The 12,704-nt window shown below is 44.9% G+C and carries 15 protein-coding genes; 4 read left to right on the top strand and 11 right to left on the bottom strand.

The genetic code is table 11. The features are described from left to right. Positions 1-277: 277 nt before the first annotated feature. Together FYJ78_RS11840 and FYJ78_RS11835 are read left to right on the top strand one after the other, a co-directional pair. Positions 278-1,540, top strand: coding sequence for an AAA family ATPase (locus FYJ78_RS11840; RefSeq protein ID WP_154621597.1), 1,263 nt, complete (start codon positions 278-280; stop codon positions 1,538-1,540). Positions 1,541-1,549: 9 nt separating this feature from the next. Beyond that, positions 1,550-2,182, top strand: coding sequence for an RloB family protein (locus tag FYJ78_RS11835; protein ID WP_154621596.1), 633 nt, complete (start codon positions 1,550-1,552; stop codon positions 2,180-2,182). 622 nt (positions 2,183-2,804) lie between these two features. On the opposite strand, the gene FYJ78_RS11830 is transcribed toward FYJ78_RS11835, so the two are convergent. The 9 genes from FYJ78_RS11830 to FYJ78_RS11795 all read right to left on the bottom strand — a co-directional run bounded on the left by FYJ78_RS11830 (position 2,805) and on the right by FYJ78_RS11795 (position 6,817). Then, a complete protein-coding gene (locus FYJ78_RS11830; RefSeq protein ID WP_154621595.1) occupies positions 2,805-2,954 on the bottom strand; it encodes a YvrJ family protein in 150 nt (49 codons plus the stop codon). 29 nt (positions 2,955-2,983) lie between these two features. Then, entirely contained in the window at positions 2,984-3,187 is a 204-nt protein-coding gene (locus tag FYJ78_RS11825; protein ID WP_154621594.1) for a DUF2922 domain-containing protein, read from the bottom strand. 13 nt (positions 3,188-3,200) lie between these two features. Continuing rightward, positions 3,201-3,407, bottom strand: a complete 207-nt coding sequence (locus FYJ78_RS11820) for a DUF1659 domain-containing protein (protein WP_154621593.1) — start codon at positions 3,405-3,407, stop codon at positions 3,201-3,203. 76 nt (positions 3,408-3,483) lie between these two features. Beyond that, positions 3,484-3,696: a DUF2922 domain-containing protein gene (locus FYJ78_RS11815; RefSeq protein WP_154621592.1), complete on the bottom strand. Its 213-nt coding sequence runs from the start codon at positions 3,694-3,696 to the stop codon at positions 3,484-3,486. A gap of 14 nt (positions 3,697-3,710) precedes the next feature. Next, positions 3,711-3,926, bottom strand: coding sequence for a DUF1659 domain-containing protein (locus tag FYJ78_RS11810; protein WP_456242922.1), 216 nt, complete (start codon positions 3,924-3,926; stop codon positions 3,711-3,713). 575 nt (positions 3,927-4,501) lie between these two features. Further along, positions 4,502-4,765 (bottom strand): hypothetical protein, encoded by a 264-nt coding sequence (locus tag FYJ78_RS11805; RefSeq protein ID WP_154621590.1) that lies wholly within the window; start codon positions 4,763-4,765, stop codon positions 4,502-4,504. A gap of 72 nt (positions 4,766-4,837) precedes the next feature. After that, complete coding sequence (locus FYJ78_RS12775) at positions 4,838-5,038, bottom strand: hypothetical protein (RefSeq protein WP_195847964.1); 201 nt, start codon at positions 5,036-5,038, stop codon at positions 4,838-4,840. A gap of 9 nt (positions 5,039-5,047) precedes the next feature. Then, positions 5,048-5,698: a hypothetical protein gene (locus FYJ78_RS11800; RefSeq protein ID WP_235900049.1), complete on the bottom strand. Its 651-nt coding sequence runs from the start codon at positions 5,696-5,698 to the stop codon at positions 5,048-5,050. Between the two features lie 111 nt (positions 5,699-5,809). Further along, positions 5,810-6,817 (bottom strand): DUF805 domain-containing protein, encoded by a 1,008-nt coding sequence (locus FYJ78_RS11795; protein ID WP_154621588.1) that lies wholly within the window; start codon positions 6,815-6,817, stop codon positions 5,810-5,812. Positions 6,818-8,013: 1,196 nt separating this feature from the next. Here FYJ78_RS11795 and FYJ78_RS11790 point away from each other — a divergent pair. Then, positions 8,014-8,502: a hypothetical protein gene (locus FYJ78_RS11790; protein WP_235900047.1), complete on the top strand. Its 489-nt coding sequence runs from the start codon at positions 8,014-8,016 to the stop codon at positions 8,500-8,502. 214 nt (positions 8,503-8,716) lie between these two features. Then, on the top strand, positions 8,717-9,412 hold the full coding sequence (locus FYJ78_RS11785; RefSeq protein ID WP_154621587.1) for a DUF542 domain-containing protein: 696 nt from the start codon (positions 8,717-8,719) through the stop codon (positions 9,410-9,412). Positions 9,413-9,759: 347 nt separating this feature from the next. On the opposite strand, the gene FYJ78_RS11780 is transcribed toward FYJ78_RS11785, so the two are convergent. Together FYJ78_RS11780 and FYJ78_RS11775 are read right to left on the bottom strand one after the other, a co-directional pair. Continuing rightward, positions 9,760-11,424, bottom strand: coding sequence for a glycoside hydrolase family 28 protein (locus tag FYJ78_RS11780; RefSeq protein ID WP_154621586.1), 1,665 nt, complete (start codon positions 11,422-11,424; stop codon positions 9,760-9,762). A 35-nt stretch (positions 11,425-11,459) separates the two neighbouring features. Beyond that, a complete protein-coding gene (locus tag FYJ78_RS11775) occupies positions 11,460-12,632 on the bottom strand; it encodes a pectinesterase family protein (RefSeq protein ID WP_154621585.1) in 1,173 nt (390 codons plus the stop codon). Between the last annotated feature and the right edge of the window lie 72 nt (positions 12,633-12,704).

The following is a 12,704-nucleotide window of genomic DNA, read 5'->3' as shown; positions in this document are numbered from 1 at the left end:
TCTGATGTGGTATGATAGACATGGCGATCGGGTCTCCTTTTGTAGAAGTTTGTTGCAACCAATATTCTACGGGATTCGGTCGCTTTTGTATATCCCTCCAGTCTCACATCTATTGTAAACCTACAAGGATAAAACACAAAATTTTCTAACATACTTGATTTTATGTAGCATTCATTATAGAATATATGTATTCAAAGCTCGATTTTTTACATCAAGGTGTTGAAAATCGCCTTTTTGTTGTTTAATTTTTTTATTTTTCAAGGTTAGGAGGTTTACAATGCTGGTACAGTTTAGCGTAAAAAACTTTCGCTCTTTTAAAAACGAAGCCGTTCTATCAATGGAAGCCTCTACTGATTTGGAGCATACCGAAAATGTTGCCGAAATAAGTAATGGCCGCAATGTCGACCGAATCCTCAAGAATGTTTGTCTCTTTGGTGCCAATGCCGCAGGAAAGTCCAACTTATTTAAGGCTCTAACTGCCGCTATAATCATTGTACGAAGGTCCAACATCAGTCAGCCTGGGGATATTTTGCCACTTATTGAACCCTTCAAGTTCGATACTAAAAGCTCTGTGTTACCATCTGAATTTGAATTCGTCTTTATCGCGGATAACACAAAATACGTATATGGTTTTTCCGCCACTTCAAAGAAAATCATTACAGAATACCTTTATATGTATAAATCCAGCAGGCCAACCACTTTATTTATAAGAGAAAATGAAGAATACAAATTTACCTCCCCTGCAATTCGCAGAGAGCTTTCTCCTATTATTGAACGAAACGGGGAAAACAAACTATTCCTAGCCACTGCTGCTGCTTGGAATAGCAAAACAATACTTGTTCCCTTCAAGTGGTTTTTAAAAATTGATACTTACGATCCAATCACTGCCGACAATTTAATGCCGCGAGTTGAAAGTTTATTATCCGACGAAAACAATAGCGAATTACGTCCATTTATACAAGACCTTTTACAAAAAGCAGATATAAACATTGCAGACTATCATTACACCTCCAAAGAAGTTGATGTGGATGAATTCGTCAAACAAAATCCACCTTTATCCATGCTATCAAACCTTTTACCGCAAAAAACAAAAAAAATTGATATTAAAATGGTTCACAATATTATTAACGACAAAGGTTTGGAAGAATCACTGGAAATAGATTTTAGAGACGAATCTGCTGGAACTCAAAATTTATTTCTTTTCAGCCCCTTGTTATTAAAAGCTTTCAACGATGGGTCAATTATATGTATTGATGAATTTGATAAGAGCCTTCACCCTTTGTTAGTTATTCATTTAATCACACTATTCAATGACCCGGAAATCAACAAAGCAAATGCTCAGCTTATCATTTCCACTCACGCCACTGAGTTAATGACCGACACCATCCAAAGGCGCGACCAAATATATTTTATGGAAAAAAATAATCAAACTGGTGAATCAGAACTCTACTCTCTTGATGAATTTTCTAAACATGGGAATAAAGACATCCGCAAGGCATACCTTATTGGCAGATACGGTGCTATTCCTAATATTAGGTAGGTAGATATTATGATGCGTAATCGAAAAGCCTATAAGATTAAACAAAGAAATTCAAATACCAGGACCCCAAAAAGAATTCTTCTAATCAAGGCCGAAGGCAAAAACAAAACAGAAATTAATTATTTTAACAAATTCAAAAGCGATACGATTAATGTTGTTCTTGCCAAAGGTAATGAAACTGACCCCGAAAATATGATGCAGCAATTAGTCAAGCAATATAATAACGACGACTTAGGTGATAACGACTTAGCTGTATGCTTAGTTGATGCCGATTTTGATTCATCAAAAGATGCGCAATTAAAAGCAGCCGAAAAACTTATCCCCAAAGAGAAAAACATAAAATTGATTGTATCAAATCCTTGCTTCGAAATATGGTTCATTTGTCATTTTATTTATACGACACGCAACTATACGAATACCGATGATGTACTCAAATACTTAAAAACCATCATTCCTGATTACGAAAAGAACTCCCTTACAGTTTTTGATAAATTAAAGAACAATGGCAATGAAGATGACGCCATCCATAATGCAAAAAAATTAGAACAATACTGTCTTACCAATCAGAAAAAGCCTCACACTGTTGGTTTCACCCCAAGCACTGAGGTTTATAAAATCTTCACAGATTTTTTGCGTCACTAATCATCAACACACAGAAAAGCAATATCCATTTATCCAAGAATCTTTAGTTTGTAAAAATAACATTGAGCATTTTCTCCAAACGCTCAATTCCATATAATGCTTTATTTATAGGCAATCTGTACTTGTTAAAACAAACAAATTGCCGTTTTACCATTCATTTTTAATATTGTCAGATAAAAGAAGGTTGTTTATATGTACATATTAAAAGTTATGAACAAATTCGTTTTACTCTTTTTCATTATCTGGTTCTTTGAGTCTTATCATTTTTACATAGATATGCTGAAGGAGAACGAATTCCCCCTTTTTTCTTTCTAGCGCTTGTATTAGGTTCTGCATTATGGATTGGCTTTAGTTGCTTTTCCTTAAGTACATTTATAAAACAGTTACACGAACAACCTAATACAGATGTTGAGATAAAAGAAACAGATAAAAAAGTAGGCAGTTCACTACTTCTCCTTATTTGGCTTTGGGGATTTCTAATTTACCATTTATGGATAACAGTAAAATTACATTATTTTATCGATTAAATTTATACTAGTATTTGCCCACAATTTGAATATATGAAATAAGCAAGCGGCTGACCGGTCAATTGACCAATCAGCCGCCTGCTTTTCGTCTAATCTCATTTTAAAAACCGCCTAAGTTCCTGTATCAGCTCCCCAAGCTTATCGGTGAACTTATCCATGGACTTCTGAAAACTGGTCAATAGGTAGAACGTCACGACAATGGGAAAGCCCACAGCGGAAACGGCGGTGAGTATGGTCTGCTCCATCTTTTCGCCCCCCTTATGGCAGGAGCTGTTCATCCACAATCCGCAGGTACATGTGCTTGACTGCCTGCGGTTGCCCTGCCCCCGTTCTCCGACAAAATGACCTTGCGTTTCAGGATTTCCACCATCGCCGCATATACCTCTCTTTGCGTCAGGTCGCTGCGCGGGTGGGGAATGGAAAGATTCATGGTTTTGCCGTTATCCAGCCAAAATATAATGATTAGCGTCTTTTCCACGGGTCAGCCCTCCTTATGCGGTCAAATCGCAGCTATCTGCGCGGTCAATGCTATGCAAGGGAAGGGGCTGCAACGCCGCAATGGTCTTGGCGGTAAAAAGCAAATCTTCGTCGGTGGCGTCCGGATTGACCTTTAGATTGATGTATTTGCAGTACACCTTGTCATAATCATAACTGTACTCGCAGGCAATCCGCAGGTTAGTGGTCGAATTTACGCGCATTCTCGTCCCTCCTCATAGCGCAAGGAGGCCGCAAGGTTTCCCCAGCGGCCTCCCTGCACAGCGATTTTACGGTCAGTTATTCCAGCTCCGTCTCCTGAATGGTACGGACGTAAGCCCGCTTGAAGGCGCTTACCGGATTTTCGGCAGAAAGGACAGCCTTCTTGGCCACGATTTCCTCTGCCGCCGTGACCACATCCGCCTTACTCACGTCAGAACGCGGGTCGGGGATGGAAATGGTGGTGTTCTTGCCGTTTTCCACCGCGAACTCAATCAAAAGCGTTTCTTTCATGGTCTAGCCCTCCCTTAGTGTTCTTCTGCCAGCGAACTTGCGTCAATGCGGCTGATACCGTCAACGGGGTACTGCTGCAAATTGCTGAGCTTCGTCCCGATGGAAAGCACGTCCCCGTCTGTAAGTTCCGGATTGACGGAAAGATTGACGTAATCATGGGTGTCCTTGCCCATGCTGGACGTGCCCTTTACACGGGTGATTTTCAGCGTAGTGGTCTGTTTCGAGCGAATGGTAAGTATGATTTTTTCCCTCCTTCATAAACGCATAAAAGCCGCAAGGTCATCACCCCTGCGGCTCCTATGCAGAATGACAACCCAAATATATCTAAGCGCAGTCTCGCGCCAGATAGCGTAAAATTTGTCATTTCCGATATGTATTCAGTTAGGATTTATACGAGAAATCTCTTTCAATACCTATATTATGGAGTTGACCGTCAAATGCAAGGATTTTTTATTTTTATCCAGCACCAGCCGAATCTGACACAAAAACAGCTAAATAAATTACATCCATCCTAGTAACAACCATCCAAAGACGCAATTATCACTTAATAACATCCTTTTTCATCTACAAAGCTACCTATGGAATAAGTAATCATCTTTTCGTATTTTGCCTCCGTTCCAGGTTCAAGGAAATAGGAGATACAATAATATCGGTAATTGCTAACAAATTCAAAAACATACGCAGTTAAAAAGAATGTCATCTCTGGATATGTGTATTTTATCCGCCAGACCGTGCATAAAACCTTGTGATTGGGAATTTCAATAATTCCATATTTAAGCAGCTGTCTAGTATTCGATTGATGAGATTAGTTTCCTACCAACAAATCATTTAGAACTTCATCATTCGAAAATGGCAACAACGGAAACGACTTAACAATAACATTCATATTGGGTGTTCCATTATAAGCAGCAGCACTCATTTTTACATTAGGCCCTTTTGATGTCTTATATTTAAGATAATCCGGTATTTCAATTCTAAACTGATATTCAGTATTTCGATAAACCTGAGTTACATTAAATCCCCCAAAGACAAATATAACCAAAACCATTATCTTTATAAGATTCGACATAATTATCCTCCTATAAGATAACCTTCATTTTTCGGTATATTACTTTCCGAACAATACTATCATCATACAATTTCAGAATAAAAAACTTAATGCGGAACTACGATTAGCGACTTTCATACTTTCTTTCATAAACAACAATGTAAAACATACAATAATTGTTATTATAGCAAAACCAATCGCTTTAATATACTTCTTATCCGACCATGCCGACTTTGCCAATGCTAATCCCATAAAGAAGACCATCGCTACCAAAAAGTTCATAATCAACAGCATCATTATCCCTCACTCTAATTTTATACTACCAACGAGTTCCTCAGCAAATTTACTTGCCTTCATATCACCTTTCTTATAACCAGTAATAACCACCCATATCTCGTTATCCTTTTTTAATACGACGCTCAAACTTTGTAGATTATACTTACTTTGTTTATCATAATAATTAAATACTTGTTTAGTACATGGAATGCCGTTTATAGATGTATTAACAGCGCTGACCTTTTCGATATTGTCAATACGTTTTTCATCCCCCAGCGAGTCTATAAAACCATTGATGAAATCCGATATACTTAACATACTAACATCAAAATTATATTGTATCCCAATTACTTCCACCTTGAAATTTCCAGACACCCCCGACTTGTATACTATATTACTTATCGTGCTGTCTGCCACTCCCGGATCAGTATCTTTCAATTCAAATGGTACATTCATTGACAACTGTGACGTTTTCCCTATATATGTGTAGTGTTGGAGACTATTGGCCGTGAATTTTGTCTCATTGCCACTACGAAAATACATTAAGGCGCCTGCTATCGCCAATGCAATAACGCATAATAACAAAAAAGCCTTGACCGAGCTCTTCTTTTCGGTTATAACATCATCCTTAGTATCACTTATATCTGTATTCCCCTTTGACGTGCCTTCCTCACTCATTAGCATATCATCATTAACATTTTGGGTGGATGTAATATTCTCTCCACAGTATCTACAAAAATTCACATCATCAGGTATTATTCTTTTGCAGTTAGGGCAAATCATAATACATCACTTCTTTCTCACCATTGTTGTCAACGTATATCCAGCACAACATACCACAGCCAAAATCACCTCATGAAATGCCAATGTCGAATAATCAATAGAAGTAAATTTTTCCCTTCCTGACGGTATATTTTTAGGTGCTTCGCCAATTATATTATATCCTTCAAACATTTCGCCTTTTCCATGGATAACCGTATGATAAGGTGGATAAACCATCATTCCTATTGATATCAGTAAAAACACCAACACCCATACACGTTTTATATCCCCCAATAAACCATTAACCTTATCCATATTTTCTTTATACGTATCGTTGTTTTCTTTAAGTTTACTAACTGTGTTTTTATTTAATTCATGCAGAACAATTTGCTTTTGTTCTTTTTCAGGCAAATGTGCATTTTGACATAATAAGCCAAGTGTGTCAGGAGTAAGTATTGATAGAAAGGGCAGATATATTCCTTCCTTTTCATCCCAAAGCACATCATCACACTTCATTATATTATAAAATTTAATAAAATTATTAGGAGATAGATTGTTTTCAAGTATTTTTCCTTTTAGGGAGTTTATACCGTTACATGCTTCATATAAATCATTGGCAATCTGAGCATCCATAGAAGTATCGTCTGATGATAAATATATTTTATACTTATTTTGTAAATCTTTTACTAAATTCACTGTATATCTATTTTTTGTCGGTATTTGCATTTCATTTCCTTTGTCACTAGCCTTTGTAGTAGCAAGGTAAAAAAATACAAAAAGGCTAACTAATGGTATAAATGATAACAATATTGTTATCAATGATAATTTTATACTATGACCACCTTCGATATCATTACAACGCAGATGACTGTCACTAGATACATTACCAGTAAAATGCCCCCAAAGCAATCCGAACAATTCATTATTACCATTAGGGTTTTTAAGCATTTCTCTGATAATAGTCAGGCAAAACGCCAAAAATAAAGATAGGCCTATATATGTTTTCCTATTTATCCGCTTTTCAAATAATCCCATTTTCAAATTCCCTCCTAGCCAAACATTTTATTACCATATTCGACCTATACTCTTGTATTCCCTTCCTATATTCAAATTTCGCTCCCCCCACTTCCGTGTCGGTGCTAACGTGGACAGCGCAGCTGTCCACAAAAAGCAACGGACACGCATTGCCTGTGACTGGTTGCACCGGCGGCGGTCTGTCTGGCGGAATGACTAGGCGCTAAAAGGAGGAAAACTCCTACCTATGCGGAAATAGGACGAAGATCTGAGTCCCCGCATAGGCAGGAGCTTGACGACTGGAAGGCCGCAGAAATGGAGGCAGACAGTCCGCCGCCCCACCTTTCCTGCCACGCATGGGCTTTTATTAGGGCGGGGCGGTGTTCTTCTGCGACGTGGACAGGGACAGTTGGTGCCGGTCGCAAGGTCGGCGCCAGCGTCCACCAAAGCAGAGACAGCGCCGGGCGGGAGACGCCTTAGCAGTCGGCTGACACATTCCCCATTTTAGGCTCGCCAGCCATTCCTTAACCAATAGAATCGTACAAAAATATGCCGAATCGTTCGAACGAATCACACACGTTTTTCCACCTATCGCCCGTCAAGCCTTTCATCATAAGCATTCTTAACCCCTTTAGCATAATAAATAATCGTTCGAAATTTTGTCAAATCGTTCGAATCTCCCCTGACAAAAAAAATCCCCGGCAAAAGTCAATTCTGCCGGGGAGCTATATCTTCCACATCTTTCCTAAAAAATGTACTTATATCATGGACACAAACCATGACAATTCATAACTTAAAAATCACTTTTTCCTACCAATAGAATAGTTTTGTAAAATCCTTTTCAGCGGGTAAAAAGTGGGTTCACAAACCATATACTGTTGGAAACGAAAATCCACTAAATGCCACTAATCGACCAACTAACAAATCCACCATCCCGCCATCCCAATAACCACGCGGTTCCTCGTATCTCCCATCAGCACAGGGAATTTGATAACATTTTCATGGCAGACTAAAACTTTCGCTCGCGGGATGCGCTGCGGCGGCGCACAACCATCCGGAGGGCATCAAGGGCTCGGAGGCGGCAGCCTCGCCGAAGCCCACTGCGGCATCCCCGATCTCCTTTGAGGCAGCCTTCCCTCCCTGAGTGCAGCTTCTATTTCATGCGGTTTTCATGCAGGTTCTGTATAATAAAATAAAACTTTATTCTATTTAGATGCATGGAAAGGGAGATGATCATGATAAAAAAATGGATTCCTTCACTGGCTGCTGGTGCTGTTCTGACGATGGGCGCAGCAGTCTGCTCGGCAGCTGTCCCATCATCGGCGCTCGTCGCAGGCGGCATTGAGTACGGGGCTTCTGCGGACTACGTCCGGCAGGTGTACGGCACGCCGACAGAGGTGGAGACGAAACACCATCCTCTGTGGAACGGCGAGGTCACAGAATACGAGTACGGCGATTCCTTCGAATTGAAGTTCGTAGATGGCTACGCACGCCACATCGAGATCTCCCGCCACAATGGCATCAAGACAGCCGCCGGCATCGAAGCCGGCTCCACCCTTGACGCCGTCAAGGCAGCCTACGGCGAGCCCGACAAGATCCGCGGCGACAAGTACATCTACTACTGCGATGATGACAAGAGTCTCGGCTTCGTCTTCGAAATCGAGAACAACAAGGTCGACGAGATCGAAATGGGCTATTTGAACTGACAGATCCATGAATGAAATGAAACAGGCATGTGTCGCAGGAAAACTGCAGCACATGCCTGTTTTTTAGTTATAAACAAAGCAATCTTTCTGTACCGGATGTTACAGAACCAGCTGCCATCATCCTATATACTGAAAAAGTCCCGGAAACAAGGCAACGGGATGGACAAACCACGGTAACGACACGAACCATACAAATAGAAAAGGAAGCGATAGTATGATCACGAAAGATATGACTCTTGCCGATGTTGTCAAGGCGCACCCGAACACGATCGGGTTCCTCAACGGCCTGCATCTCGACTACTGCTGCGGCGGGCATGAGGCAATCTCGATTGCCCTCCGCGAGAAGGGCATGGACATCGAGAAGTTCCTCGCGGAACTCAACGAGGTCGCGGCCCGTCCGACGGCGGCGAAGGATGTGCACGCCGACATCGAGTCGTTCAAGGACCTCAAGGTCACAGAGATGCTCGATGATCTCGAAGCGACGCACCACGTCACGGATCGCAAACTCATGGCCGAGACGGAGGATCTCCTCAACAAGATCCTCATCGTCCACTATCCGCATCACGGCGAGATGCTCACGCGCCTCCACCACCTCTACGCGGGCCTCAAGGCCGAGCTTGAGGAGCACTTTGCCAAGGAAGAACAGCTCGTCTTCCCGCTGATGCGCCAGCATCCGCACCCGGACAAAGCGACGCTCGACCTCGTCCACCAGCTCGAAGAGGAACACACGGGCGCAGGCGACGTCATCAAGGAGATTCAGGAGCTCACCGACAACTTCACGCCGCCGGAGGATGCCTGCCCGACCTTCCGCCACACCTACGCAACGATGGAGGCCCTCTTCGACGACATCTTCATCCACATCTTCAAAGAAAATTCCATTGCCTTCCCCGAGTACGCAGAACAGCAGTGACACCGCGGAGGGATGTCGCGTACGACGATCGTGGCCATTCCCCGACAACGTTTTACGGCAGCACATGAGTTTTGCCATCATTGAATTGCCTGGGAGCTATTGCACTTAGATTGTAAATCCGCCGCAAAAAGGCGGGACAGCCTAAAGAACGCAAAAGAAAAACATGAATAGCGAAAGAAGCAGGCGGCTGACGGGTCAACATGACCGGTCAGCCGCCTGCTTCTTTCGCCTTGCCCCGTAATACAACAAGCTGCAGCCGGGGAAAATGGCTGCAGCTTGTTTGAAGTCTGTGCGTTGTATTTTTCTGGGTTTATTGTAAGTAGAAGGTTTGCACAGAACGGAATGGGTTATTTTGCATAGTCGTAGGTTACGTTTTCGCAGACGATGTCCTGAGCATTGTTTACGATGTTTTCATGTGTGCGCGTAAAGCGAATGTTGCGGAACGTGATGCTGCGATGCGGCATTTCCGGCAGCCCGTCGATCTCGATGGCCGCTTTGCCCGTACCATCGATGGCGCAGTCCTCGACCAGAATGTCGTGGAACTGTCCCGGATCGGCGGGTTCAAAGGAGCCGACCGCATTGACATCGGTATAGGCGGTCGTAAAGATGATTCCCTGCCGTTTCATGTCCTTGGCTACGTTGTGCCGGAAGGTGACATTTCGTCCGCCGCCGCCGACTCCCTGACCGGTTTTGCAGCGCAGGCTGATTTCGGTCTTGTTGAAAACATTATCCTCTGCGAGCATGTTTTCAATCCAGGATGCCGTATGACTGCCAAGTACAATACCGCCGTGTCCATGGGCGACGTAATTATTGAAAAGCCAGATATCGCTGACCGGCGGGAGCGCCGTGGCCTTTTTGCCGATACCAGCGCTGAAGTTGATGGCATCATCTCCCGTATCGAAGAAGGAGTTGACGATCGTCAGTCCCTTTCCGTCATAGTCAATGCCATCTCCATTGTTCGCATCGTACGTGCGGACGTTGACGTTGTTCAGAAGAACATCGTCGCCTTCCACGGTCAGCATGTGCATGGCCGGATTGCGGAACGTGACGCCTTCCAGATAAAGCCCTTTGACGTGTTTCAGGATGACCGTCGTCGAGCGCGCATTATAGGCTTTTTTAAACGCCAGCCCGGCATCGATCTGGGCCTGCGTCTGGTTCTTTGCCGCAATGCCGATGTTCAGGACATGACGATCATCGCGCAGCCCTTTGTTTTCTTTATTCTTCGCTTTCAGATATTTCGTTCCGGACGCATCCATCGTCCAGCCGTTGCCATCGATCGCGCCCGCGCCGACAATGCGCAGATTTTCGACCGAATCGGCGTTGAGCAGCCCGTTATACCGGCCGTTTTTCTGCATGACGAGGTCGGCAGGATCCGCTGATTCCAAAAGCACAGCCCCTTCATCGAGTCTCAGCGTCATGTCGCTTTTCAGCTGGACCGCGCCGGAAACAAAGGTCCCCTGCGGAATCTCCAGCACGCCGCCTGCAGGCACGGCATTGATCGCGCGCTGCAGAGCTGCCGTATTGACCGTTTTTCCATCGCCGACGGCACCATAATCCGTGATCCGGACTACGGTCGGCACAGCCTTTGTCATTTGATTGACCGTTGCGGAATCAGAGGATTCTGCACCGTTTTTATCGACGGCGCGAACTGTGAAGGCATACGTTGTTTCCGGTTTGAGATTCCGGACTTCGTAGTTATGCTGACGAAGCAGATCACCGCAGAGTTCCGGATTCTCCGCCGCAAAGTTCTTAATCTCACGGCCGGCTGCCGTGTCCTGCAGCGTCTTGGTCGAGCCGATGCGCTGCCCGTTTGCATAGATGTTATAATAGGCAGCCGTATCGCCCTTCACCGGGCGGTCCCACAGAAGCAGTACGCTGCTGTCATCCGCCGATAGTGCCGGAACCTTCAGTCCCGTCGGCGCGGCAGGCGCTGCCCCTCCTCCGCTCATAGGAAGCATCAGTCCAAGACAGGCGGCAGCGGTTACTGCGCATTTCCAAACCTTACTCTTCATAATGATAAAACTCAGCCCCTTTCCTTATATCCTCTTCAGCGGACAAACACCGTCTCCGGCACCCAGCCGCTGAAAAACGCCTTGGTTGTATAATCCTTGGCCTGCGCTTCACTGAGCTGTCGGCGGGGCTTGGTGATTCTGGCCCCGTCGCCGGTATTCTGGTATTCAAACATGCGGTTATCCTTCGGCTCCGAAATGCCGCCTTTATTCGCCATCGGCGACCACCCGTCCTCCGCAATGAAATCTTCGATCAGGCAGTTGCGGAAGGTAACCGCCGAGCTCACCGGAGACTGCGCGGAAGACGGATGCCAGGGACGTCCAAGATAAGCCACGCCATCGTCAAATCCGCAGGTCAGATGACAGCGGTTGAACAGGAAGCCGGGTTTCCCGGCCGGAGTGCTCGGCGCCGTGACAAATCCCTTGACATCACCTTCACGATTTACGGAATGGATCTCACAATCCTCGAATACGGCGGTTCCCGCTCCGAAGATGAAGTCTACATCCCCCTCAATATAGCAGTTCTTATAATATTGACGGCCGGCATCGGCATAAAGCGTATCCTGCCGCCCCAAAAAGCGGCAGTTCCAAAAGCTGCTTCCATCGGAGCTGTTCTTGATAGCCAGCGCCTGACGGTTCTTCATTTCCGGATAATCTTCCGGAACAAAGTCATTGGAAAAGGTCAGATTGACGGCCTGAAAATTGACCGCATCCTCATGGATTTTAAAAGTCGGCGATCCCGACAGGCCATAAAGCTTGCGCCCGCTGGCCGCATCTTCTGGCCGCACCGGCGTTCCTTCGGCATCGTCAAAGACAATCATCGTATATTCCGGCGAGGTCATTCCCGCCAAGGTAAGATTCGGCTGCTTAATCGTAAGCTTTTCGCGGTAAATGCCCGGCTTCAGCAAAACAGCCGCAGAGTCCAGCTTCATTTTCTTGATCTGAGCCAATGCCTGTTTGATGGTCGGGCAGACCCACTGCCCGGCGGCATTTTGTCTGACAGAGCCTGCGCTCTGGTCGACAATAGCCTGCACGGGAAGCTCCTGCTCCCCCTGAATGATCACCTTCTGCATCGCGGCAGGCTGCTGCGCTGCGGCATTCGTCTGTACCGCGGCAGACACGACGGGCGGCAGAGCCGCCGGTAACGGCACGGTCAGCGTCAACAGCAAAGCCGCCAGCTGCGAACGCCGCCAAAATTTCTTAGGATTCATGATCGTTCCTTTCTGAAACGCTATCCGCTTCGCAAAGGGACGGCCCGCAAGGGAATGGAATCGGCATGTTCC

The sequence above is a fragment of the Wylensekiella montiformis genome (genome assembly GCF_009697385.1).
GTDB classification, from domain to species: Bacteria; Bacillota; Negativicutes; order Selenomonadales; family Selenomonadaceae; genus Selenomonas_A; species Selenomonas_A montiformis.
The sequence above is the reverse complement of the archived record's forward strand: the minus strand, read 5'-3'. Positions and strand labels throughout refer to the sequence as shown.

Coding starts and splice junctions, on each gene's coding strand:
- FYJ78_RS11820 (WP_154621593.1), bottom strand. CDS start 3,407: ATGCGCGTAAATTCGACCACTAACCTGCGGATTGCCTGCGAGTACAGT.
- FYJ78_RS11795 (WP_154621588.1), bottom strand. CDS start 6,817: ATGGGATTATTTGAAAAGCGGATAAATAGGAAAACATATATAGGCCTA.
- FYJ78_RS11830 (WP_154621595.1), bottom strand. CDS start 2,954: ATGGAGCAGACCATACTCACCGCCGTTTCCGCTGTGGGCTTTCCCATT.
- FYJ78_RS11815 (WP_154621592.1), bottom strand. CDS start 3,696: ATGAAAGAAACGCTTTTGATTGAGTTCGCGGTGGAAAACGGCAAGAAC.
- FYJ78_RS11775 (WP_154621585.1), bottom strand. CDS start 12,632: ATGAATCCTAAGAAATTTTGGCGGCGTTCGCAGCTGGCGGCTTTGCTG.
- FYJ78_RS11835 (WP_154621596.1), top strand. CDS start 1,550: ATGATGCGTAATCGAAAAGCCTATAAGATTAAACAAAGAAATTCAAAT.
- FYJ78_RS11785 (WP_154621587.1), top strand. CDS start 8,717: ATGATCACGAAAGATATGACTCTTGCCGATGTTGTCAAGGCGCACCCG.
- FYJ78_RS11800 (WP_235900049.1), bottom strand. CDS start 5,698: ATGAGTGAGGAAGGCACGTCAAAGGGGAATACAGATATAAGTGATACT.
- FYJ78_RS11805 (WP_154621590.1), bottom strand. CDS start 4,765: ATGTCGAATCTTATAAAGATAATGGTTTTGGTTATATTTGTCTTTGGG.
- FYJ78_RS11840 (WP_154621597.1), top strand. CDS start 278: ATGCTGGTACAGTTTAGCGTAAAAAACTTTCGCTCTTTTAAAAACGAA.
- FYJ78_RS12775 (WP_195847964.1), bottom strand. CDS start 5,038: ATGCTGTTGATTATGAACTTTTTGGTAGCGATGGTCTTCTTTATGGGA.
- FYJ78_RS11790 (WP_235900047.1), top strand. CDS start 8,014: ATGGAAAGGGAGATGATCATGATAAAAAAATGGATTCCTTCACTGGCT.
- FYJ78_RS11780 (WP_154621586.1), bottom strand. CDS start 11,424: ATGAAGAGTAAGGTTTGGAAATGCGCAGTAACCGCTGCCGCCTGTCTT.